The 23,695-nt window shown below is 61.3% G+C and carries 21 protein-coding genes; 9 read left to right on the plus strand and 12 right to left on the minus strand.

Annotated elements, in window-relative coordinates; all coding sequences use genetic code 11:
• Positions 1-232: 232 nt before the first annotated feature.
• The 4 genes from ACM6IP_RS16475 to ACM6IP_RS16490 all read right to left on the minus strand — a co-directional run bounded on the left by ACM6IP_RS16475 (position 233) and on the right by ACM6IP_RS16490 (position 7,172).
• Positions 233-1,246 (minus strand): AI-2E family transporter, encoded by a 1,014-nt coding sequence (locus ACM6IP_RS16475; RefSeq protein WP_095169528.1) that lies wholly within the window; start codon positions 1,244-1,246, stop codon positions 233-235.
• Between the two features lie 127 nt (positions 1,247-1,373).
• On the minus strand, positions 1,374-1,679 hold the full coding sequence (locus ACM6IP_RS16480; RefSeq protein ID WP_095169529.1) for a PsiF family protein: 306 nt from the start codon (positions 1,677-1,679) through the stop codon (positions 1,374-1,376).
• A 134-nt stretch (positions 1,680-1,813) separates the two neighbouring features.
• A complete protein-coding gene (locus tag ACM6IP_RS16485) occupies positions 1,814-6,142 on the minus strand; it encodes a dermonecrotic toxin domain-containing protein (RefSeq protein ID WP_414861890.1) in 4,329 nt (1,442 codons plus the stop codon).
• Between the two features lie 247 nt (positions 6,143-6,389).
• Positions 6,390-7,172 (minus strand): AraC family transcriptional regulator, encoded by a 783-nt coding sequence (locus ACM6IP_RS16490; protein WP_414861891.1) that lies wholly within the window; start codon positions 7,170-7,172, stop codon positions 6,390-6,392.
• Between the two features lie 96 nt (positions 7,173-7,268).
• Here ACM6IP_RS16490 and ACM6IP_RS16495 point away from each other — a divergent pair, with 96 nt between their 5' ends.
• Positions 7,269-8,144: a DMT family transporter gene (locus ACM6IP_RS16495; RefSeq protein WP_159993479.1), complete on the plus strand. Its 876-nt coding sequence runs from the start codon at positions 7,269-7,271 to the stop codon at positions 8,142-8,144.
• 10 nt (positions 8,145-8,154) lie between these two features.
• Here the strand turns inward: ACM6IP_RS16495 and ACM6IP_RS16500 are convergent, their stop codons facing one another.
• A complete protein-coding gene (locus tag ACM6IP_RS16500; RefSeq protein ID WP_095169533.1) occupies positions 8,155-9,045 on the minus strand; it encodes an esterase/lipase family protein in 891 nt (296 codons plus the stop codon).
• Positions 9,046-9,283: 238 nt separating this feature from the next.
• On the opposite strand from ACM6IP_RS16500, the gene ACM6IP_RS16505 reads away from it, so the two are divergent.
• The gene (locus ACM6IP_RS16505; protein ID WP_414861892.1) at positions 9,284-9,814 is read left to right on the plus strand and encodes a ferritin-like domain-containing protein; all 531 of its coding nucleotides are present in this window, start codon (positions 9,284-9,286) and stop codon (positions 9,812-9,814) included.
• Between the two features lie 73 nt (positions 9,815-9,887).
• Here ACM6IP_RS16505 and ACM6IP_RS16510 read toward each other — a convergent pair whose 3' ends face one another.
• On the minus strand, positions 9,888-11,945 hold the full coding sequence (locus ACM6IP_RS16510; protein WP_414861893.1) for an AsmA family protein: 2,058 nt from the start codon (positions 11,943-11,945) through the stop codon (positions 9,888-9,890).
• A 388-nt stretch (positions 11,946-12,333) separates the two neighbouring features.
• Between ACM6IP_RS16510 and ACM6IP_RS16515 the strand changes: the two genes are divergently transcribed.
• From ACM6IP_RS16515 to ACM6IP_RS16545, 7 genes are all read left to right on the plus strand, one after another.
• A complete protein-coding gene (locus ACM6IP_RS16515) occupies positions 12,334-12,675 on the plus strand; it encodes a hypothetical protein (RefSeq protein ID WP_095169536.1) in 342 nt (113 codons plus the stop codon).
• A gap of 168 nt (positions 12,676-12,843) precedes the next feature.
• Positions 12,844-13,476, plus strand: a complete 633-nt coding sequence (locus ACM6IP_RS16520) for a TetR family transcriptional regulator (RefSeq protein WP_320333524.1) — start codon at positions 12,844-12,846, stop codon at positions 13,474-13,476.
• A 201-nt stretch (positions 13,477-13,677) separates the two neighbouring features.
• Positions 13,678-14,178, plus strand: a complete 501-nt coding sequence (gene ureE / locus ACM6IP_RS16525; RefSeq protein WP_095169538.1) for an urease accessory protein UreE — start codon at positions 13,678-13,680, stop codon at positions 14,176-14,178.
• On the plus strand, positions 14,175-14,849 hold the full coding sequence (locus ACM6IP_RS16530; protein WP_414861894.1) for an urease accessory protein UreF: 675 nt from the start codon (positions 14,175-14,177) through the stop codon (positions 14,847-14,849). Before ureE ends, ACM6IP_RS16530 begins: the two co-directional genes overlap by 4 nt.
• Positions 14,850-14,872: 23 nt before the next feature.
• The gene (gene ureG / locus ACM6IP_RS16535) at positions 14,873-15,487 is read left to right on the plus strand and encodes an urease accessory protein UreG (RefSeq protein WP_095169540.1); all 615 of its coding nucleotides are present in this window, start codon (positions 14,873-14,875) and stop codon (positions 15,485-15,487) included.
• A gap of 37 nt (positions 15,488-15,524) precedes the next feature.
• On the plus strand, positions 15,525-16,097 hold the full coding sequence (locus ACM6IP_RS16540; protein WP_095169541.1) for a HupE/UreJ family protein: 573 nt from the start codon (positions 15,525-15,527) through the stop codon (positions 16,095-16,097).
• A 55-nt stretch (positions 16,098-16,152) separates the two neighbouring features.
• Positions 16,153-17,286 (plus strand): AGE family epimerase/isomerase, encoded by a 1,134-nt coding sequence (locus ACM6IP_RS16545; RefSeq protein WP_414861895.1) that lies wholly within the window; start codon positions 16,153-16,155, stop codon positions 17,284-17,286.
• A gap of 36 nt (positions 17,287-17,322) precedes the next feature.
• Here ACM6IP_RS16545 and ACM6IP_RS16550 read toward each other — a convergent pair whose 3' ends face one another.
• The 6 genes from ACM6IP_RS16550 to ACM6IP_RS16575 form a co-directional block, all read right to left on the minus strand.
• Complete coding sequence (locus tag ACM6IP_RS16550; RefSeq protein WP_095169543.1) at positions 17,323-18,231, minus strand: cation diffusion facilitator family transporter; 909 nt, start codon at positions 18,229-18,231, stop codon at positions 17,323-17,325.
• A 98-nt stretch (positions 18,232-18,329) separates the two neighbouring features.
• Complete coding sequence (locus ACM6IP_RS16555) at positions 18,330-19,097, minus strand: SDR family oxidoreductase (RefSeq protein WP_095169544.1); 768 nt, start codon at positions 19,095-19,097, stop codon at positions 18,330-18,332.
• 751 nt (positions 19,098-19,848) lie between these two features.
• Positions 19,849-20,565, minus strand: coding sequence for an ABC transporter ATP-binding protein (locus ACM6IP_RS16560; protein ID WP_095169545.1), 717 nt, complete (start codon positions 20,563-20,565; stop codon positions 19,849-19,851).
• On the minus strand, positions 20,562-21,434 hold the full coding sequence (locus tag ACM6IP_RS16565; protein WP_095169546.1) for an ATP-binding cassette domain-containing protein: 873 nt from the start codon (positions 21,432-21,434) through the stop codon (positions 20,562-20,564). The genes ACM6IP_RS16560 and ACM6IP_RS16565 overlap by 4 nt, the downstream gene beginning before the upstream one ends.
• Positions 21,427-22,734, minus strand: coding sequence for a high-affinity branched-chain amino acid ABC transporter permease LivM (gene livM / locus ACM6IP_RS16570; protein WP_095169547.1), 1,308 nt, complete (start codon positions 22,732-22,734; stop codon positions 21,427-21,429). The genes ACM6IP_RS16565 and livM overlap by 8 nt, the downstream gene beginning before the upstream one ends.
• A 3-nt stretch (positions 22,735-22,737) precedes the next feature.
• The gene (locus tag ACM6IP_RS16575) at positions 22,738-23,652 is read right to left on the minus strand and encodes an ABC transporter permease subunit (protein WP_095169548.1); all 915 of its coding nucleotides are present in this window, start codon (positions 23,650-23,652) and stop codon (positions 22,738-22,740) included.
• Positions 23,653-23,695: the final 43 nt, after the last annotated feature.

Consider the following 23,695-nt stretch of genomic DNA (forward strand, 5'->3'; position numbering starts at 1 on the left):
TAAGAGCGTTTTGCTTACTTTTGCGCTGTTCAAAAGTGAGCCGCCGTCAGGCGGAACCATAGGAGGCCATTACCGCAAGAATGGATATGTACTCCGTCTTATCCAACACCCTGGTCGGCCCCGAGGTCACTACGCAAGCAGGTTCTCTCTCCACAGGTGCAACGTCGCACCACAGCTGTGTAGATACCTATGCCAGCGATGACGTCAGGTCAGGCAACCCACATCTCGCAGATCAAACCATCCCCGCCTGCTTCAACTCGCTCTTGAGATACGCGTAGTAAATCGGCCCTGCCACCACCCCCGGCAGGCCGAACGCGGCTTCGAATACCAGCATCGCCAGGAGCAACTCCCACGACTTGGCACTGATCTGCCCGCCGACGATCCGTGCGTTGAGGAAGTACTCCAGCTTGTGGATGAAAATCAGGTAGCCCAGCGCCGCCATCGCCACCCAGATCGACAGCGACAAGCCGACGATGGTGATCAGGGTGTTGGACATCAGGTTGCCAATCACCGGCAGCAAGCCCAGCAGGAAGGTCAACACTATCAGGGTCTTGGTCAGCGGCAGGTGAATCCCGAACATCGGCAGGATCACCGCCAGGAAGATCCCGGTGAAGAAGGTGTTGAGCAGGGAAATCTTGATCTGCGCAAAAACGATGTTGCGAAAGGCCTGGACCAGCAGGTGCAGGCGGTCGAACAGCGCGGCAGCCAGGGGTTTGCGCTTGGTCAGGTCCGGCACCCGCTGCAGGGCAATGATTGCCCCCAGCACCATACCGATCAGCAAGGTGACGAACATGTGCGCCGCGTCCTTGCCCACCAGTTGCAGGTCGCTCAGGTGCTTGCTCAGCCATTCACCGATGGCCACGCGGAATTCGGCGGCACTGGCCGGCAAATAGGCGTCAACGAACGGCGGTAGCTGGCCGCGCGCCTTATCGACCACGCCCATGAATTTATCCAGCGACGCCCCGGGATTTTCCGCTTCATGCAACAGGAAGCTGAAGGCACCGGCAAAGATCAACGCCAGCACACTGACCACCAGGGTGCCCAGCAAGGCCACCGCCAACCAGCGCGCACGCCGCCCTTCGATCAGCCGTTGCAGTTGGGGGGTGAGCATGTTGACCAGTTCGTACACCAGCAACCCAGCCAGCAGGCTGGGCAACAGCCGCAGGGGCAAGACCAGCAGCAAACCACCAAAAATGATCACCCAACTGACTACCAGCAACACGTGACGCTGAGAAAACGTTGGCATACAGCCTCAAAACAAACGGCGTTAAAGGATTGGCAGTCTGCCAGCGTTCGGCCCTTGAAGCGAGCGGATGGCCGATATCGATCGGCACCACTGGCTTGAACGCTGGCCGCCAATTTGCCCTGGTAGTTTATTTTTTCTTCAGGCAATCACTCATGAAGGTTTTACGTGCCTCGCCGGTCAGCGCCTGGGTGGCTGCGGTGGCGTTGCAGGTTTTCATCTTCTCTTGTTGTGGGGTCAGGGCCTTGGCGTCATTGGCTGCCGGCTGCGCTTTGAGGCAATCGCTCATGAAGGCTTTGCGCTCGTCGCCCTTGAGGGCCTTGGTGGTGGCGTCGGCGTTGCAGGTGGTCATTTTGTTCTGTTGCGCCGTGGCGGCAAAACCCTGGGAGCAGAGCAGCAAGCCGACCATCAACAACGGGATACGCAGCATCTTCATGGAGACTTCTCCTGGTTGCTGCGCCGAGGGGCGCAGCTTGAACTGCAGTGTAGACAACAGCTGTTACAGGTTCATCCAGGAGCAGCAAACGTCAGGGCGCGATTAACCCACCCCGGTCCCGGCTTCGCAGCTCGTCAGACGGGGCCAATCGCCTGTACGTATTCCTCATAAGCCTTTATTCGGCGCTCAATGAGCTCGGCGCGAAAGCGTTCGAAAGACACCGGCTGCCCGCCCGGCTCACGATAGGTAGCGCCCAGTGCATTCGATGAGGTCCATTGGGCGTAAGAGCCTTTCTGATGCAACTTCGCAACCTTGATTGAACGCAAGGTCGAGTCATCGGTGCCCCGCGCGGGTAACGTTGGAGGACCTGGTGGCGTGTCATTGATAAAGCTGTACTCGGCAATCGCCGGCCCGGGCTCCAGGCTGATCACGGGATCAGGATCAAAGCCGAAGCAACCCTCCTGGGCCAGGTGTGCAGCGGGCAGTTCTGGCCAGGAGTCAGCGACCACCAACTCGGCGGGCTTGCTCAGGTCACCGATGAGCACGTATTGGTGGTCAAAATCGCTGGCCCTGACAATATGCACCGCAGCAGATCTTGGCTGGCTGGCCAGAATCGAAAAGGTCACCTTGGAGTTTTCCGAGCAGTTGCCGCCCATGATTTTTATCGCGGCCTGAGCTGCCTCGCCGATGGTCAGTTCGGCGGTGGCCTGGCCGGTCGCCAGGTCGATCTTCCTGAGGTTTTTCAGTTTGGCGATGGCCGAACCGCCTTTTTCCCAGATGCTCGGCCTTTGATTGCCGGACAGGGGCAGCAGCTCCTTGCTCCGGGCGACGGTTCGTTGTGCCAACTGCAGATTGGCCATGGTTGGCGCGTCCACTTCAATCACTCTGCCTGGCTGCACCGGCAGATCGAAAAGCTGCGCATAGCTAAACAGGTCTGCTGCGGTATCTGACTGAGCTCCCTCGGCCGTCGTCGACTGCGCCAGCGCATCGTACTCACTGGCACGCCCGGTTTGCTTCAGATAACGCGCGGTCATGGCCAACTCCCGCTGAGCAGTGGACAGTTCCCCTCGTTGCTCGCTGAACGCAGCGTCCAACACGCTGGAAAACTGTTCAGGCGTCAACAGCCCGTTCAATTCGGGTAAAAGCTCGATACTTTGCCTGAGTCTTTCTATGGCCAAGGGGCTTTCGCGCGCGTAGTGGAACGCCCATTCAAGCTCCCTTAGCCCCCGCAGCGAATACTGCTCGTCGACAATCCGCAGTCCTTGATCGAAGTTGTCTGTGCTCGCTTGCCCGGCATCGTCATCGGCAATACCCGCCCGCTGCCTTAGGCGCACCTTAGTGCGCAGTAGGTCCTCAAGCGAGTCATCCACAGGGACGTCACCCGGCGCACCACCACGCAGTCGCAGCAAACGCGGGTCAATTGTCGGCGGCACTGGGGCCGGATCAGCGTCCAGGATCGCGGGCAGTTGCTCACGTGCCAGCAGGTGCTGGCTGATCGCCTGTTTCAGTTGCTGAACTTTTCCCCGGCCAAGATTCAAACCCTTGAGCTCGTCGTCCGGGAGTGCCTGGAGAATCGAAGCATAAAAATCAGCCCCGGAATGCAGGACCTGGCCCTGCTCGTCACAGACTTGAAAATCTCCATCGGCAAGCGCCACGATCGTGCGCTTGAGCCTGGCATCCGCGTTGCCGATGCTGTCCATGAGCCGGCCATCCACTTCGTAGCGGCGCACCTGTAGCTGCACATCAACCGGCCAGCCCGGCAGGTTTTCCAGGGAGTGCAGTACCACTTTATCGGTATCAAAGCTCTCGACCGCAGTCAGGTAGATACCTTCATAAGCGCGAGCGACCCTGACCTCTTCCAGCGCCGCTCGGGCCAGCCCATTGAGCCGTGCCGGCACACGCCGCTGGCTGAGCGCTTGCAGTTCCAGCGGGCTGGCAACACTCAGCAGCTCCTGGGCGACACTGCCTGGCAGCCCCGAAAATTGCTCGAGCAGGATTTGCACCTGGGCTGGCCAAGCCGACTCGCTGGCGGCGTAGCGCCGCTCGAACAACGTCGTACGCTGTGCGCTTGCACGTCGCTCGAGCTCGGCCCTGAGTACGCCGGCGTTCGCTTGCGGGGTACTCACCGCAGCGCCGAGTTCCGACTCCATCAGGCGTCGGGTTTCGGCTTCATTCAGGTGCGACAACAGAGTCTGCAGCAGGTCGCCATTGATCAGGCGGTCCTCGTGGATCCGTGTCGGTGCCAGCGCCGCCGATCCGTTTTCCCAAAGCACCGTGGTGCCGTCGCGAGCAATCAACTGCAGTCGCCGCTCCCCCGTCAGCAGCCCGTCCAGCAGTTGCAGTTGCATCAGGACATCGGCTTGCAAGTAGTCCGCGGGCAGGTCACTGCCGATCTGCTCAATGAACGTGTGTACCTCTTGATCAATCCGGAACCGGGTCGCCGTATCACTGAGCAGCGGCAATGCTGGCTCATTGTTCCGATACAGCCGCTGCAGGGCCTCTACCGGGGAGCAACTGACCATTTGCATGTCATCAAAGGAGTCTTCCAGGCCTTCGACCGAGGGCCCCAGGCGGGTCATGAGGGTGTGTTCATCCCATTCCTGAGGCCGCTCGCCCTCGATCACGAACGCCCCGCCACCATTGCTCTGCACCATCGGCTGATAGGCGTCCGCCCGGCTCGGGTGTGCTACCCGAAGGCTGCCGGCCTGGGTATCCCTGACCAACTCGAAGTGGCGCGAATCCACCCGCAGGATCGACTTGCCCTGGTGCGAGTGCAACCACAGCTCATCCGGCCTGGAGTCCGCAGGCAGGCTCAAATTCTGTTGCTGGTAGGGCTCGAGGTTCTGCCCCCACAGACGTTTCTGACCATTGGCCAGAGTTACCTGACTGGAGCCCTCGATCATCGGCGAGAGTTTGGGAACAAGCTGTCCACCGACGACACCGGCAGCCCCGAAGGCCGCCAATTGCACCAGGCTCTCGGCGAAGCCAATCAGATGATCGGAGGCCTCCAGGTACTGCCCCTCGCTCAAGTCCACGACCCCTTCGATGATTTCGCTGGTCAACTGATACGCGGTGTACGCCAGCATCAGTTCCCCGAGAAACGGCACGAAGGGTGTCACCACCATCAACGCGACATTAAAAATGTCACTGAGCAATTTCTCCAGATGGGACAACGCCGCCCAGCGCGCCCTGCGGTCGGCATCCGCGGTGGAAACCGCCACTTCCCGCGCATCATTGAAGATCTTGTTCAACTGCTCCTCGTACAAGTAGAGCCAGACGTTAGTGCGATAGCGATGTTCGCTATCGTCTTTGAACGGCACGACGCCATAGTGCAGGCGCGGGTTTTGCACCGGTGTTTGCTCCCAGCTGGGCAAATCCTCGCCGGGTACCTTGTGGTGCCAGGTGGCGTGGGTCAGGCGCTGATTGAGGTCGGCGAAGAAATAACTGCGCTGCTGGTGAGCGATGAAGCGACTGAAAAACTGCTGATAGGGTCTCTCGCGCAACTGACGGGTCAATTCGTTGAGCAGCTCCAGCGAGGAGGCATACTCCTTCAGCGGATGCTCAGGGTCATGGGGTACATAGGCAATCACTCCCTGGTCGGCACTGACAGGGACGATCAGCACGATGCCATGCAAGCGCGTGTCCATCATGGTCAAGTGGTAATAGTTGACGGCACTCTCAGATCGCGGTTGGCCATTGAGCAGCCCCTGTACCAGCCGATAGGTGTCCACGCCAACATCGCCCTTGACCCGAGCAAGCTCCAGAGCGACGGACAGGCCGGCCTTCAGGCTGGTGATTACCCTGGACTCCAGTACGCCTTTGGCCAGGCCGTCGGCTGGATTTATATAGCCGTCGAGATAGGCGCCATAGCGGGCCCCCAGGTCCAGCTCCCGACAAAGCGCCTGGAACTGCGCGAGCGTCATTTTCTGGCCAGTGTCCTTGATCTGGAAGCGCCCCCGGTTATCGGGCCGGGTTATAAAGTCGGACCCGGACAGATACTCCTGTGAACTCGAGAAGTTGTGCAGCGCCGCATCCAGCAACGAAATCGTATGACTGCTCGCCCCCCCCGTGAAGTCATGGACCCAGGGTGGAATGCTCGCGGGTGAATACAGCCTCAGGAAAGTTTCCCTGACACTTTCCACAACGCCGTATTGTGCGTTCAATGCCTGAAGCAACAGGGGTTCGGCAAATTCGTAGGGGTCTTTCAAGCCGGCGAACATCCTGTCGACCCGGTTCTGCGCCGACCAGCCCTCAGCCATCACCCGCTTGAGGACCCGATGGTCGGCCGCCGAGGCATCCTTTGCCCAGTCCGGGAGGCGGGTAGGCGCGCCCCTCAATTCGCCCAGGCGCTGCGGCCTGGCTTTGGCCAGCCAGCCAGGGATCGCCTCGTTGATGAACGTGTGGTGCACGCTGGTCGAGGCCTCTGGCCCGGGTGAAGTGGTGATTTGCGATGTCAGTTCCATCTGGCATTTCCTGAGTTCATTGCTGGATTGAAAGTCTGCGTTGAACAAAACAACAGGCGCGGCCGGCCAGCCCGATAGAACCCGACTCGCCAGGGAATCGCGCAGGTTGTTTATTCGTTCAGAGACGGGTTCAACGCAGCGTACAGCTCATGCCGACGGGGAGATGGAGTACCGATCTTACATACGCGTATGAAACGTCTGGCTCGTGCGTAAAGACGAAATCTTGTAATCCCGCGCCATCGTAAAATCAAAATCCTTTGTTTCGACGATAGTGTTCCGGCGAACAACCGGCCTGGCGCTGAAACATCGCGGTAAAGGCCGAGGCCGTGCTGTAGCCCATATCGAAGGCGATTTCCTGGATGCTGCGTGAGCTGTCCAGCGCCTCGATCGAGGCAAGAAAGCGCAGGCGCTGGCGCCACTCGCCGAAACCCATGCCCAGTTCCCGCAGACATTGACGCGCCAGCGTCCGCTCGCTGATGTGCACGTGCGCGGCCCATTGCGCCTGCGTGCGGTTGTCACCTGGGGCCGCCTGCAAGGCTTCAAGCACTGCCGACAACGCCGCGCTGCGGGCGTAGGGCAGATAGCCGTTGTGAACCGGCGCCTGGTGCAGTTGATCTATCAGCACTTCGGCCAGGCGCTGATCGGCAGCCAAGGCGGGGATTTTCACATCGCGCACGGCGAAATCCTTGAGGATCGCCTTGAGAATGTCGCTGATCGCCAGCGTGCAGGCCTGCGCCGGCAACTCGCGACACACCTGGGGCGCCAGGCACACCGCGCGATAGTTGATTGGCTGATCACTGTAGAAACTGTGCTCGGTCTGCGGCGGCACCCAGATCGCATACTGGGGCGGAGACATGAAGCGGCTGCCGCCAACTTCCATGTGCAGCACACCATGGGCCGAATACTCCAGCGTGCCCCATGGGTGGCGGTGAGCGGCGGCATACAGGTGCGCGTCGAAATCGGCATAACGAAAGTACACCGGGGCGGGCAGTTCGCTGAAATTCAGCAGATCAATGTGTTTACGGCTCATGCTGTCCGGATTCAAGGGCAGGTTGTCTGAATGCAAGTATAGGCTTTGATCCAGACAGGCGGATAATCCCCCCTCATTAATGCTCTGGTTGTCCTCATGCAATACGCTTATCCCCTGCTGGCCATTTTCATCTGGGCCGGCAACACCGTAATCACCAAAATGTCGGCCGGGGCGATCTTCCCCGCCGAGATCGGCTTTTATCGCTGGCTGCTTGCCGGCCTGCTGTTCACCCCGTTCATGCTCAAGCCAGTGCTGCAGCATTGGCCGCTCATCCGCCCGAACCTGGGCAAGATATTTGTCCTCGGCGTACTCGGCATGGCGGTGTATCAAAGCCTGGCGTACTTCGCCGCGAGCCTGACCTCGGCCACCAACATGGGCATCATCCTGTCGCTGATGCCGCTGATGTCACTGGCCATGGCCATCATCAGCCTCGGTCAGCGCCTGACCGCCGGGGCGCTGGTCGGAGCGCTGCTGTCATTTTCCGGGGTGCTGGTGGTGGTATCGTCCGGTAGCCTGGCGACGCTGCTGGAGCATGGGCTCAACCTGGGGGATGCAATGATGCTGATCGCCACCCTCGCCTATGCGATCTACAGCACCCTGTTGAAAAAATGGCAACTGCGCCTGCCGCCCCTGGTGCTGCTCTACCTGCAAGTGCTGGTGGCGGTGGTGGTGCTGTTTCCGCTGTTCGTCGCCTCGCCGAAAACCGGCCTGACCCTCCACAATGTGCCCCTGGTGCTGTACGCCTGCCTGCTGGCCTCGATGGTTGCGCCGCTGGCCTGGATGCAGGCCGTGGTGCGCCTGGGGCCAAGCCGGACCACGCAGTTTTTCAACCTGCTGCCGTTGATCACCGCACTGATTGCCGCCGTGGTACTGCACGAACAACTGGCGCTGTACCACCTGGTGGGTGGGGCGCTGACCCTGGGCGGGGTGATTGTGTGCGAACGCTGGACCCGGGTGCTGGGCCGCAGATGATCGGCTGAGGCTAGACGCCCGCCGCCTTCAACCGCTGCGCATGTTCGACAAACAGGCGCACCGGGTCCGCACCCTTGCCCACCAGCCCGAGCGACTGGTTGACGATGTCGAAGTGATCCAGCGGGAAATCATCACCGATGACCGTGCCCAGGTGCGAGCTGTAGCGCCCGACCATGCCGTCGCAGTGCCCGGCCTCGCGGACGAAGGTACGGGCAAACAGCCGGCAACTACGGTTGGTGCCGTCGATCAGGTTGCCGCCACGATCGGTGATACCCGGCTGCAGGGTGCCCGACCACGAGTAATAACGCACACCATTGACCTCCTCGGGCCCCTGCCCGCCCCAAGTCTGCGGCAAGCCCTGTGGATAACATTGGTTGAACAGTGCCACCCCGGCGCTGGTCAGCGAGTTGTGGGAGGCGTGCACATCCACTGGCCATCGGCGCACGTGGTGGCCGGTCTCCAGCAATCCCATCAGCCAGGCGACGCCTTGTAACAGGGCACTCAGCAGCCGACCCTTGGCGCTCTCGGGCGGGTAGTGCTGGTGCAGGTAGTCCGCCAGCTCCGAGCCGTGGTTGGGACCGGCCACCGAGGTCACCGAGGCCACCAGGTCGGGGCGTTTGGCGGCGGCGTAGCGGGCGGTCAACGAGCCTTGGCTATGGCCGATCAGGTTGACCTTGCTGGCGCCGGTTTCCCGCAGGATCGCCTCGACCTGCAGCAACAACTCTTCGCCGCGCACCTCGTTGGAGTTGACCGGCGACACCTGCACCGCAATCACCTTGGCCCCGCCCCGCCGCAGCGCCGGGATGATCGCGTACCAGTATGGATACAGCACCAGGCGAACAAACCCGAGCATTCCCGGGACCAGCACCAAGGGGTAGCGAGTGGCAGTGTCTTGCGACATGGGCAAACATCCTTGTGATCGATGGGAAAGCCCGGGAGGGGATGCAAGACGTCGGCCATCACTATCGCCAGCCAGGATGACGCCTTCACGACCACTCTATGACATTCCCCCGCGCCCGCCTCAACCTCGTCATCGTGGCTCGCAACATCCGATAAAACTTTTCTCGCGGCCCATCACTCACACCTAAGGAGCACGCCAACAGAGCGTGATGCCGAGTGATCCGCCCGAGGAGATAGAGATGAGTGAGCAACAGTTGTCTGATATCAACACCCTGCGCCAGCGGGCGCGCACCCACGTCGAGAACGGCGCCGTGACCGAAGGCTATAGCGCCGACCGCGAGGAGGTGCTGCGCCTGCTCAATGAGTCGTTGGCCACTGAGTTGGTCTGCGTGCTGCGTTACAAACGTCACTACTTCATGGCCGATGGCCTGAAGGCTGCGGTGGCGGCCCAGGAGTTCCTCGAACACGCCACCCAGGAAGCCGAGCACGCCGACAAACTTGCCGAGCGCATCGTGCAACTGGGGGGTGAACCGGAATTCAATCCGGACTTGCTATCGAAAAACTCCCATGCGCAATACGTCGCCGGCAATACCCTCAAGGAAATGGTCTACGAGGACTTGGTGGCCGAACGTATCGCGATCGACAGTTATCGCGAAATCATTCAGTACATCGGTGACAAGGACCCCACTACCCGCCGCCTGTTAGAAGATATCCTGGCCCAGGAAGAAGAACATGCCGACGACATGGCGGACTTGCTGAAGGACTTGTAGGTTCGCCTATTCAGCCTTGTTGTGCCCAATCACAACAAGGCTCCAACACTCGTCAAACCCGCAGATCAGTCCTTCACGGTCTTCGGCGCCTTGCCCGCATCTGCTCCAGCAACGGTGCACACTGATTCGGTTCGCCACCACTGGGCGCCACCAGCGCCAGCAAACCGGCCGCCGGGCCGGCAATGACCCCCAGCGCCACCATCCCTGCGCCGCGCAGCATCAACGGCACGCCCTTGACCCCGGCATCCGGCTTGATGAACTTGCCGCGCACGTACAGCGGTGAACGCAAGGAGATCAACCGCCAGCCCTTGGACTCGGGGGTGATGGTCAGGTCCAGTTGTTCGCTGGCCATGTTCGCCGTGCCGTCGATGTAGATGATCGCGTTCTCCGTGTCGAACACAAACAGGCGCGTGGTCGCCAAACCGCTCTTGATCCCGAAGTCGGCAGCCGCACAGTTGATCTTCACTTCCTTGTCGCCAAAGATTTTGCCAACCAGGTAGTTGCCCACGTTCAACCCGGCCAGCTCCATCAGTTCACGGCTGATCGCGCCGTCGTTGATCAGCATCTTCAGATCGCCATTGGCGCTGCCCAGCAACGCCGCCACCGAGTTGCCACGCCCGGTTATGTCGGCATCGCCATTGAGTTCGCCGAAGCTGGTTTTCATCGGTTCAAAGGTCGGGAACAGCTGCTTGAGCTTGAAACCCCGCGCGCTCAGTTTGGCCCGGCCTTCCAGCGGCGTGGTCTGGCCGTTGAGGCGGATCTGCGCGTCCAGCTTGCCGCCCGCCACGCCAAAACGCAGTGGCTGCAGGTTGAGCTGGCCGTCATTGAGGATCACGTGGGCATACAGGTCATTGAATGGCAGTTTCTCGCTGTGGACGATGCGCTTGCCGGTGAATTCGACATCAGCGTCCATATCGCGCCAGCGTTCAGTGCGGAACTCCTCCACTGGCAGCACCTTGTCGGCCGGCTGTTTGCTGTCGCCGCCGCGGGCTTTTTGCTTGGCGTTGGAGTCGGCGCCGATCAGGGGCGCGAGGTCGGCGAACAGCAGTTGATTGGAGACCAGTGCGCCGCTGAGCTTGGGTCGTGGCTGGCTGGCCACGTAGGCCAGGTTGCCATGGATGTCGCTGCCGCCGATGGTGCCGTTGAAGTCTTCATAGCGGAACTTCGCCCCCTCCGGTGCCCGCAGGTTGGCGATCAAATGACCGTCGGTAGCATAGGGCGAGGAGTCCGGCAGGGTGATGCCGGTCAATGGGTAAAGGTTGCCCAGGCTGCTGCCCGCCAGTTTCAGGCGCAGGTCCAGCGCGCCGAGGTTAAGCGGATCGGTCAGGGTCCCGGCCAGTTCGACCCGAGTATCGGCAATCCGTACCTGGGCCTGCAGTGGAAAGGGCTTGGCGGCGTCCTGCAAGGCCAGCAGGCCGCCGATCTTGCCCTGGCCCGAAAGCGCCTGGCCGTGGTACTGGCCTTTGACCTGCAGGGCAAACGCATAATCCTGCGGCGCCGCCCCCTGGTCCTGGGCTTTTTTCGCGGTCTTGTCGCCGACTATATCGCTGAACGGAATTGGCTTGCCCAGTGGGTCGATCAGCAGGTCGAGACGGGTCTTGAGGCTTTGATCGTCCAGCGTCACGTGGCCCTTGTCGAAGCCAATCGCGCCGATATCCACCACCCAACTGGAAGGTTCGGCATTCGGGTCCTTGGGGTCGAAAGTGAAGGTCCAGTTGGCGCGCCCATCCGCCAGGCGCTGCAGCTGGGCATTGGGCTCGGTCAGGTCGATGCGCGGAATCACCACGCGCTGCGCCAGCAGGGCCAGCGGCGAGATCCGCAGCTCGACGCGCTTGAGGCTGACCATCTGCGGTTGTTTGGACCAGTGCGGGTTACCCAGGCTCAGGTCCTCGGCCACCACATGCGGCCACGGCACCCAGGCACGCCAGCCACCCTCGTCGAGTTCACGCTGCCACACCACCGACAGGTTGCCATTGATCGCAAAGGGCCGATGCAACTCCTCCGAGACCTTGGCATTGAGCGGCGGCTTGATCCGGTTCCAGTCGAAGAACGCGATGACCAACACCAACACGGCGATCAACAACACGAGACTGGCAAAGACCCAGGCGAGAATTTTACGGGTGCGCGTCATTGCACAAAGCTCCTGATGACTGCTCGGCGCCCGGACCGCGACGCTCGATAAAAATCCTAGGCCATAAATCGACCGACTATGAAAACTACGACTGGCAAATGGCCCGCAGGTTTAACCAAAAACCCGATTCAGCGCTAAATAGCCGCTTTTTTCCTGACCGACTCGCCAGAATCCTGTTACCTGGGTCGCACTTTGACGGCGCACAAGCGGGTCGAAAATACCCAATCCGCTGCTGAAACGTTCCCCGCAAACCCGCGTTCTAGAGGCGCTCGGCAGAACAATCAATTCTGTTGATTATTACCATTGTCTTTATGAACTTTTATATCAATTTATCGAGAGTAGCATTGGCTCCGTACCCACTTTATCGCCCCCACACGGAGCACCGACCATGAAACGCCAATTACTGCTGAGCCTGACCCTTTCCCTCCTCGCCGCTAACGCTTTTGCATTGCCAGCGGCCGAGCAAGCCACCCCACAAGCCAAAGCCGAACACTCGGTGTTCAGCCAGACCGTTGCCGAAGGTGGTTCCGACCGTCTGCTGGAACGCAACAAAATCGCCGCCGATGGCTACGACCGCACCCCACAAGGCCAGACCGTTGCCGAAGGCGGCCGTGATCGCCTGGAAGAGAAAGGCCTGGTTGAAGATGGCTACGACCGTACCCCACAAGGCCAAGTTGTTGCCGAAGGTGGTGGTGACCGTGTCATCGAACGCAACAGTGCAGTGAGCTGAGCCCATGGTGGCCCTGAAAAAAGCCCGATTCCCTGGAGTCGGGCTTTGACTTTGCGTCAACCGCAACGCCCCGCTACGCCCTTGCTGTCTCCTGCCACTGAAGTTCGACGCCAGCAAAGCTGATTTGCTAGAGTGCGCCGCTGTCCCTGATTAGAAGTCAGCCGCCTGATGCTGCCCCGCGCCGAACAGAAACAACAGACCCGCAATGCCCTGATGGACGCTGCTCGCCACCTGATGGAGTGCGGCCGAGGATTCGGCAGCCTGAGCCTGCGCGAAGTAGCGAAAACCGCCGGCATAGTCCCCACCGGCTTCTATCGGCATTTTGCCGATATGGACCAACTGGGCCTGGTGCTGGTCAGCGAAGTTGGCCAGACCTTCCGCGAGACCATTCGCCTGGTGCGCCACAACGAGTTCGTCATGGGCGGGATCATCGATGCCTCGGTGCGTATCTTCCTCGACGTGGTGGCCGCCAACCGCTCGCAATTCCTGTTCCTGGCCCGCGAGCAGTACGGTGGCTCCCTGCCGGTGCGCCTGGCTATTGGCCAATTGCGCGAGAACATCAGCGCCGACCTGGCAGCGGACCTGGCCTTGATGCCCAAGCTGCAACACCTGGACCTGGCCGGCCTGTCGGTGATGGCGGACCTGATCGTCAAGAGTGTATTCGCCACCCTGCCCGACATTATCGATCCCCCCGTCGAAGCACTGCCCGAGCATCTGACCCCGCAGGCGAAGATCACCCAACAATTGCGCTTCATCTTTATCGGCCTCAAGCATTGGCAGGGGTTGGGCAGCACCGAATAAGCCCGCCGGGCCCCGTCGCCTGATCGCGCGACAAAAAGGTGCGTCCGCACGCCATCGCGCACCAAACCACGCCACACCATCCCCCCTAGCCCCGCACCACTTTCTAGCATTCACGGGCTAGCCGAGGAAATTTCCTGCAACCATTCCTGTTGGCAAGCCCCTTGCTCTAAACCCTGCATTGTCCTTTGCCGGAAGTTTGCCATGCTGGTGATTCATCGCAGAATCGACCCTCAACCCCTCTGGGCCGCCGAGTTGCACCTGAACTTCGAGGCCCGCAGCAAAAGCCGCCTGCGCTGTTTCAGTGCCGCGGGGGAAGATGTCGGATTGTTTCTGGAGCGCGGCCAGCCACCCCTGTTCGACGGTGAATGCCTGAAGGCCGAGGACGGTCGCATCGTGCGGGTCTGCGCCCGCCCTGAACAACTGCTGCACGTCACCTGCGCCAACGCCTTTGAACTGACCCGCGCGGCCTATCACCTGGGTAATCGCCACGTCGCCCTGCAAGTGGGCGATGGCTGGCTGCGCCTGCTCGACGACTATGTGCTCAAGGCCATGCTCGAGCAGTTAGGCGCCCGCACCGTCAGTATCGAGGCGCCGTTCCAGCCGGAGCACGGTGCCTACGGTGGCGGCCATCACCATTCGCGCCACGGCGACGAAGACTTCAACTACGCCCCCAAACTGCATCAGTTCGGCGTACGCCTGTGAATCCCGCCTGGGCGCTGCTACGCCTGGCCAGTCCACAGTTGCCGATTGGCGGCTACAGCTATTCCCAAGGCCTGGAAATGGCGGTGGACAACGGCCGCGTCAGCGACCCGTCGACCGCCAGGCGCTGGATCAGCGACCAGTTGCTGCTCAACCTCGCACGCTTTGAGGCGCCCTTGCTGCTCGCCCACTGCAACGCTGCCGCCAGCGCAGACTGGCCGCAGTTGTCGAGCCTCTGTGAGCAGCACCGCGCCAGCCTCGAAACCCGCGAGCTGCACCAGGAAAGCCGGCAGATGGGCTACTCCCTGCAACAACTGCTCAGCGGCTTGCCGGAGTTGGACCCACCTGCCCGAGCGTTTCTCGAGCGCTGCCACGAGCCCCATCTGGCCCTGTGCTGGGCGCTGGCCGCCCGCGCTTGGCACATCACCCCGCAGGACGCCCTGGCGGCCTGGCTGTGGAGCTGGCTGGAAAACCAGCTGGCGGTGCTGATGAAAACCCTGCCGCTGGGCCAGCAAGCGGCGCAGCGCCTGACCAGCCAATTACTGCCGCTGCTGCAACAGGCGCAGCAGGACGCCAGCCGAATCAATCCCGAACACCTCGGCAGCGCCGCGTTCGGTCTATCCCTGGCGTGCATGGCCCATGAGCGCCAGTACAGCCGCCTGTTCCGTTCCTAGGGCCGGTCATTTTGGAGAATCACATGAACACACAACCTCTGCGTGTCGGTATCGGCGGCCCGGTCGGCTCCGGCAAAACCGCCCTGACCCTGGCCCTGTGCCTGGCGCTGCGTGAGCGCTACAACCTGGCGGTGGTGACCAACGACATCTATACCCGCGAAGACGCCGATTTCCTGGTGCGCAACCAAGCGCTGGCCCCGGAGCGGATCATTGGCGTGGAGACCGGTGGCTGCCCGCACACGGCGATTCGCGAAGACGCCTCGATCAACCTGGAGGCGGTCGATCAACTGAACCGGCGTTTTCCGGGACTGGACCTGATCCTGGTGGAGTCCGGCGGCGACAACCTGTCGGCGACCTTCAGCCCCGAGCTGTCCGACCTGACCATCTACGTGATCGATGTTTCGGCGGGTGACAAGCTGCCGCGCAAGGGCGGGCCGGGGATCTGCAAGTCCGACCTGCTGGTGATCAACAAGATCGACCTGGCCCCACTGGTGGGCGCCTCTTTGAGCCTGATGGACAGCGACACCCAGCGCATGCGCAACGGCAAACCCTTTGTCTTCAGCAATCAGAAAACCGGCCAGGGCCTGGAACAGATCATTGCCTTCATTGAACGCCAGGGCCTGCTGACCGCGGCCTGACAGTTATCCACAAGACACTCGCAAAGGAAGCCTATCCATGACACTCAAACGCCTATTTGCCGCCGCGGCCCTGCTGCTCACCCCGGCCCTCGCTTTCGCTCACCCGGGCCATGGCGACAATGGCTTGCTGGCCGGCATCAGCCATCCCATCGGCGGCCTCGATCACCTGCTGGCGATGCTCGCCGTCGGTTTGTGGGCTGCGCAACAACAAGGTGCCGCACGCTGGGCACTGCCCTGCACGTTCGTCGGCACCATGCTGCTGGGCGGATTTCTTGGGTTCGAGGGCTTGAGCCTGCCGGCCCTGGAAAGCGGCATTGCGGCCTCGGTGCTGGCGCTGGGCCTGGCGGTGGCGCTCGCGGTGCGACCAGCCCTGAGCCTGGCCGTTGGCGCGACCGCCCTGTTTGCCCTGTTCCACGGCGTGGCCCACGGCCTGGAGCTACCCGAGATGTCCAGCCCCTGGACCTACGCCGGCGGCTTCGTCATTGCCACCGCCAGCCTGCATGCTGCCGGGTACGCCCTGGTGCGCGTGTTGCCACAAGCCGCCGCGCCGCTGGTACGCCTGGCCGGTGCAGCATCGGCGGCGACCGGGGCCTGGCTGCTCGCGGGGTAAGGGGGGCAGCTGCTACCATGTCGCGCAAACACTCCTGCCGTGACGACGCCAGCCAATGCCCGATGCTCCCCGCTCCGCCTCCCAGCCTGAACTGACCGCACTGTTTGCCACTGTGCAGCAGCATTTTCGCGGCGTGATCGTGCCTCTGTGGCAGGGTCCGGGCTGGAATGCGCAGATGGCATTGCCCTACGAAGCCCTGGATGCCCGGCACCAGCCATTGCCGCCCCAGCGCTATCGGGCCATGGCCTGCGCGCGCCAGTTGTACCTGTTCGCCAGCCTGATCGGTGAAGTGCCGGCGGCCGAGGAACGGGCTGCGGCGCTGTTCCGTTCGTTGCAACAGCACTTTCATGATAGCGAGCATGGCGGCTGGTTCTACAGCATCGACCCCCAGGGTGCACCGCTGGATCAGCGCAAGGACCTCTACACCCACGCCTTCATCCTCTTCGCCTGCGCCCATTACTGGGCCAAGGTGCGTGAGCCGCTGGTGGAGTCGGTGCTCAACGCCGCCCTGCAGGTGCTGGCCCAGCACTTCGCCACTGGCAACGGCCTGTACGAAGCGAGCCTGGACCGCGACTGGTCGTCACTCGGCGCAGGCCCCCTGCAAAACCCGCTGATGCACCTGGCCGAAGCCTTCCTGGCCACCCTGGCGGTGCGCGAGGACCTGGCCGTCGAGGCGGCACTCAAGGCGTTGTGCGCCGCCATGCAGCAGCACTTCATCGACCCGCAGCACGGGGTGATGATGGAGAAGCCGCTGGGGGCTGTGGATAACTGGTTTGAGCCGGGGCATCAGTTCGAATGGTTTTTCCTGCTGGACGCCTCGCCGACCCTGCGCGGCTCGGCGCTGCATGCTTCGCTGGACCGCGCCTTCGCCTTCACCGAACAACGGGGGGTGGAGCCGCAGACTGGGGCCGTCGCCGCCATGCTCGACCTGGTGGAGGGTCAACAGCCGCGCGATGCCACCCAGCGCATCTGGGCCCAGGCCGAATACCTGCGTGCCCTGACCTTGCGCCCGGCCAGCCAAGCAGCGCTGTTGCACCAGTTACAAGCCTTGCAGCAACGTTTCCTGCACGCCGGCGGCTGGCACGAATGCCTGGACGCCAGCGGTACCGTCAGCCGCCAGGATATGCCGTCGACCACGCCCTACCACCTGGCGACCTGTTATCGCGGGTTGGCTGAGTATCTGGGTTGAGCTAAACACCGCTTTCGCGACAAATCGCCTCGGTCGTCAGCCAGCAATCCACTTCGGATCAGCGGTAAAGCTGATGGTCAGCCATCGCGCGGCATCCGGCTTGCCCAATTGCGCCGAAATCTGCTCACGCAGGGCATCCAGCGTCGCCACGCCCTCCAGCCGGTAATCCACCGGCAACACCACGTGAATCTCGATAAACCGCGCCCGCCCGTGTTTCTGCACATAGCTGACGTAGTCGGCAAAACCGTGCTCGGCCTTAGCCGCGTCCATTACCTGGCGCACCTTGTCATCCAGTTGATCGGGGGCGATGCCCAGCACATCGCGCAGCGCCGGGCGCAGGATCTTCCAGGCCGGTGCCAGCATGCTCAAGGCCAGCAGGATCAGGATCAGCGGGTCGACGTACAGCGCCCATTGGCCATACCCCTGGGTCTTGAGCAGCAGCGCCGTGAGAAAGCTCACCAGCAAGCCCACCGATAGCATTGCATCCACCAGCCAGCTGATGTTGTCGAACTGGATCAACGTGGACTTGAGCGCGCGATTGCGCTGACGGATGTAGAAGAAATAGGCGAACTCGACAACGGTAAACACCGCCGCATAGACGATCACCAAACCCAACTCGATCTCGCGGCCACCGTTGATGATGCCGAACACACCGTTGAGAAAGGCGTAGATCGCAATCAGCAGCAGGAAGCTGCCTTCAATCAACAGCACCATGGGCTCCAGGTGCCAGAAACCGAACTGGAAACGCTGATTGCTTTGCTTGGCGATCAGCTTGGCGGTGATCAACATCAGGACCTTGATGAAGGTCGCGATCAACGAAAAGAAACCATCGAACAGGATGGATTGGGACCCGGAAACAAAACCCGTGACGATCCCGGCGATCGCCACGGCCAACATCAGGACGGTCGATTGCTTGAGCAGTGCCTGCTCACCTCGGTTACTCACATGGCCTCCTTGTGAACCCGGACAACCGCGAAATGCGGTGGGGGTTTCAACAAGGAGTGTACCTTATGCCCTGTTTTGGCCGAATCGACACCTGCGTCTTACCCCTTAGCGTTACGATCAATCGCAAAGCCACCCCAGGTCTGGCTCACGGGCATCAGTTCCAGGCGGTTGATGTTGATGTGCGCCGGCGCGTTGAGCACCCAGAAGATGGTGTCGGCAATGTCTTGCGGCTGGATCGGCTCAGCCCCGGCATAGGTCGCGTCGTAGCGCGCCTGGTCGCCAGCAAAGCGCACCAGCGAGAACTCGCTTTCGCACAGGCCCGGCTCGATGTTGCTGACACGCACGCCAGTGCCCTGCAGGTCGCACCGCAGGTTCAACGAGAACTGTTTGACGAAAGCCTTGCTCGCGCCATACACGTGGCTGCCCGGGTACGGGTAGTTGCCGGCGATGGAGCCCAGGTTGATGATCCCGGCGCCACGACCGTGGGCGATCAGGCGGGGCAACAACAGACGCGTGCTGTACATCAGGCCCTTGATGTTGGTGTCGACCATGGTGTCCCAATCGTCGAGGTCGCACTTGGGTGCCGGGTCCACGCCCAGGGCCAGGCCGGCGTTGTTGATCAGCCCGCGCAGCGTGGCAAAGGACGGCGGCAGGTTGGCAATGGCCGCTTCCATCGCCTGGCGATCCCGCACATCGAGCACCAGGCCATGGACCTCGGTCTGCTTCGACAATTCGGCGCACAGAGCATTCAGACGCTCTTCACGACGCCCCGTCAGCACCAGTTTCCAGCCAGCCTCGGCAAAACGACGGGCGCAGGCTTCACCAAAACCGGATGTGGCGCCGGTAATAAACAGGGTGTTGGACATCGTGCTCTCCTGGATTGGGCTGATCCACAGCCTTGAAATCGATTAACAAGCGGCAGCATGCCCGGCCACGTTCCGAGGGGCAACCTCGGGTTTTCTGGACAAAAAACAACCAACTCGGCCGAGCCCTTGTGGACCGCGGCCCGCAGCCAACTGCACGCACCTTATCCACAGCCCCGTCCACAATCTTTGGGGGCAAGTGCAAAAGCCTGGGCACCGCGATCCACAAGGCTTTACGGGCAGATTGAAAAGTTTTTTGCTTGACCGAGGCCGCCCCACGTGTCGCCCTCCCGGGTTGAACCCGACCGGCCGGTCAAATTGGCGATGGCTTCAAGCCAGCAAATTCGCTGCTTTGCGAAGTCTTTCCAGAGTTTAACCACAGACTTATCCACAGGCTGCGAGGGCGATTTTCACCTGCATCCGGCGGCCAATAAAAAGGTTGACAATCCAGGCTCAGGGCCATGCAAAAGCCGCTGTACAAAAATCAACCATAAGCTTGCAAGCCACGTAAACAAAGGCCTGCAGCGAGTTGCACCCACGTTACCCACAGCCAGCTCCACAGCAAACGGGGACAAGTCAAAACTGTGGAAAAACAGCCATTTGCAGCGTCTTTATGTCGCGCTTTGACAGCTGTTGAATATTGTTTTCCACATTTTCCGTTTCACCCCGAAAATCCACGATCAAGCCTCCATAACAACAAAAAAAACGCCCTGAGGGCAGGAGCCGTCAGGGCGTTGGTTTGCCGCTTGCCGGTCTAGTGACCGCCAAGGTAAGCGTTGCGCACCTCTTCGTTCACCAGCAGCTCCTTGCCGGTACCGGTCAGGCGGATCTGCCCGTTGACCATCACATAGGCGCGGTCCGACAGGCGCAGGGCATGGTTGGCGTTCTGCTCGACCAGGAAAATGGTCATGCCGGTCTTGGCCAGCTCGCGCAAGGTGGCGAAGATCTGCTTCACCACGATCGGCGCCAGCCCCAGGCTCGGCTCATCGAGCAACAACAGCTTGGGCCGGCTCATCAAGGCACGCGCAATGGCGAGCATCTGCTGCTCGCCACCGGACATGGTCATGGCCCGCTGGGTCCGACGCTCCTTGAGTCGCGGGAACAGCTCGAACATGCGCTGCATGTCTTCGCTGGCGTACTTGTCGCCGATGGGAATGGTGCCCATCAGCAGGTTTTCCTCGACGGTCATGTCGGGGAATACCCGCCGTCCTTCCGGCGACTGCGCGATGCCGTTGGAGGCGATGTAGTGGGACGACTTGTGGGTGATATCCACCCCCTGGTAGATGATCTGCCCGTCAGCGGCCCGGGGCTGGCCGAAGATCGACATCAGCAGGGTCGATTTACCGGCACCGTTGGACCCGATCAGGCTCACGGTTTCGCCTTCGTTGATGTGCAGCGAGACTTTTTTCAGGGCCTGGATTGGCCCGTAGAACACGTCCAGCTCCTTGAGTTCGAGAATCGGTTGGCTCATACCAGCTCCTCTTCATCGGCACCCAGGTAGGCGGCGATCACTTTCGGGTCGTTGCGAATGGCTTCGGGTCCGCCCTCGGCGATCACGTTGCCGTGGTCCAGCACCACGATGTGGTCGGAAATGCTCATTACCATGCCCATGTCGTGTTCAATCAGCACCACGGTCAGATCGTGCTCGTCGCGCAGCAGCCGGATCATCGCGCTCAGCGCTTCGGTTTCCTGAGGGTTGAGACCAGCAGCCGGTTCGTCGAGGCAGATGATCTGCGGCCGCGTGCACATGGCCCGGGCGATTTCCAGGCGGCGCTGCTGGCCGTAGGACAGTTCACCGGCCAAGCGGTTGGCGCAGTCCACCAGGTCAACCACTTCCAGCCAATAGAACGCGCAGTCCAGCGCATCGCTTTCGGCCTTGCGGTAGCCCTTGGTGTTGAGGATCCCAGCCAGCAGGCTGCGGTTGACCCACATGTGCTGGGCCACCAGCAGGTTTTCCAGCACCGACATTTCCTTGAACAGGCGAATGTTCTGGAACGTGCGCGCCAGGCCGGCGCGGTTCACCAGGTGAGTGCCACCGAACATCTTGTAGTACAGCCGGCTGGCGAAATTTTTCGGCGAGACGAAATCGCTGGCCTTGAAGGACTCGCCCAGCAACTGGATGACGTTGGTAGCCTGGCCACGGGTATTGAGTTCGATCTTGCCGCCGGAGGCCTTGTAGAAGCCGGTCAGGCAGTTGAACACGGTGGTCTTGCCGGCACCGTTGGGGCCGATCAGGGCAAAGATCGAATTGCGATGGACCTTGAGGCTGACGTCACTGAGGGCCTTGATGCCGCCGAAGTGCATCATCAGTTTTTCTACCGAGAGTACGACTTCACTCATGGCGCTGCCCTCTTTCATACGCAATGGCACCTTTACGTGGAGTCACACCGGTACGGCTGATCCGAATCAGGCCGCGCGGTCGCCAGATCATCATCAACACCATCAGGATGCCGAACAGCAGCACCCGGTACTCGGCGAAGCCGCGCAGCAGCTCCGGGGCCACGGTCAGCACGAACGCGGCGATCACCACGCCGATGGTCGAACCCATGCCGCCGAGCACCACGATCGCCAGGATCAGTGCCGACTCAAAGAAGGTGAACGAAGTCGGGTTGACGAAGCCCTGGTAGGTGGCAAAGAACACCCCAGCCAGGCCCGCGGTCGAGGCACCGATGGTGAACGCCGAGAGCTTCACCAGCACGTGGTTCAGGCCCATGGAGCGGCAGGCGATTTCATCTTCGCGCAAGGCTTCCCAGGCGCGGCCGACCGGCATGCGGGTCAGGCGATGCTTGATGTACAGCACTGCCAGCACTACCAGGAACAGCACCGCGTAGATGAAGTAGTACTTCACGTCCGGGTTGTAGGCGATCCCGAAGAACTCATGGAACGGCACCCCGCCCTCTTTGGCGCGCTTGCCGAACTCCAGGCCGAAGAAGGTTGGCAGCGGTGCAGCCATGCCGTTCGGACCGCCCGTCAGCGACAGCCAGTTGTTGAGGATCAGGCGAATGATTTCACCAAAGCCCAGGGTCACGATGGCCAGGTAGTCGCCGTGCAGGCGCAGCACCGGGAAACCGAGGATGCAGCCGGCCAACGCGGCCGTGATCGCCGCCAGTGGCAGCACCGTCCAGAAACCCAGCCCGAGGTATTGATAACCCAGCGCCAGGCCATAGGCACCGATGGCGTAGAAGGCCACGTAGCCCAGGTCGAGCAGCCCAGCCAGGCCCACCACGATGTTCAGGCCCAAGCCCAGCAGCACGTAGATCAGGCCCAGGATCACTACGCCCAGCAAGTAGGAGTTGGAGAAGAACGGAAAGACCACGGCGATGACGATCAACAGCGGGATGATCCAGCGCAGCCGCGACTTGTAGTCCGGCGCCAGCACGTGCACGCCGGAGCCGGTGGACTCGAAACCTTCGAGGATCCGCCGGCCCTTGGGCGACTGCAGGAACAGGCTCAGGGCGAAACGTCCGGCCATGACCACGGCAATGATCCAGGCGACGCGCTTGGGTTCCAGGTTGAAGCTGTAGCCATCCAGCACGACCCCGACAATGGGGCCAAAGACGATCAGGGCAATCAGGCCGGCAAGAATCGCGTCGACCACACTTTCTTTGACATCAATGGATTTTTTATGGGTTGAAGACATCGCTTACACCTTCGACACAAGAGGACGGCCGAGCAGGCCTTGGGGCCGAAAGACCAGAACAAGCACCAGCAGCGAGAAGCTGAAGACGTCCTTGTAGTCCGAGTTGACCAGACCGGAGAACAACGACTCGGAAATGCCCAGGATGATTCCGCCGAGCATCGCCCCGGGCAGTGAGCCGATACCGCCCAGGACCGCTGCGGTGAAGGCCTTGATGCCGATGACGAAGCCTGCGTAGAAGTCGAAGGTGCCGTAGTTCATGGTGATCAGCACGCCGGCCAGGGCCGCCATCGCTGCACCGATGATGAACACGTAGGAAATCACCCGGTCGGTGTTGATCCCCAGGATCGAGGCCATCTTGCGGTCTTGCTGGGTGGCACGGCACATGCGGCCGAGCTTGGTGTACTTGATGACGTAGGTCAGCAGCGCCATGCCGGCGAATGCCGCGACCAGGATGAAGATCTTGGTGTAGGTCAGTTGCACGAACCCGTCACCGATGTCCACGCGCCAGGCACCGGTCAGCAGTGTCGGAACCCCTTGTTGGCGGGCGCCTTGGCTGATTTGTGCATAGTTTTGCAGGATCAGGGAAATACCGATGGCACTGATCAACGGTGCCAGGCGGGTCGAGTTGCGCAGCGGTTTGTAGGCGACACGCTCGATGACCCAGCCATACACCCCGGTAACGATGATGGTGAAGATCAACGTGCCGAGCATCAACAGCGGGAAGGATTCGATACCGAAGTAAGCCAGCAGTGCCAGACTGATTGCCGCGAGGTAAGCGGAAATCATGTAAACCTCGCCGTGGGCGAAGTTGATCATGCCAATGATGCCATAGACCATTGTGTAGCCGATGGCGATCAGGCCATAGACCGACCCGAGGGTCAGGCCATTGACCAGTTGCTGCAGGAAAATACCATCCATAACGCTATCTCACGCAGTGAGAACCCGCACCCTTGTCGGGGTG

Source organism: Pseudomonas sp. IT-P176 (assembly GCF_949767245.1).
Lineage (GTDB): Bacteria > Pseudomonadota > Gammaproteobacteria > Pseudomonadales > Pseudomonadaceae > Aquipseudomonas.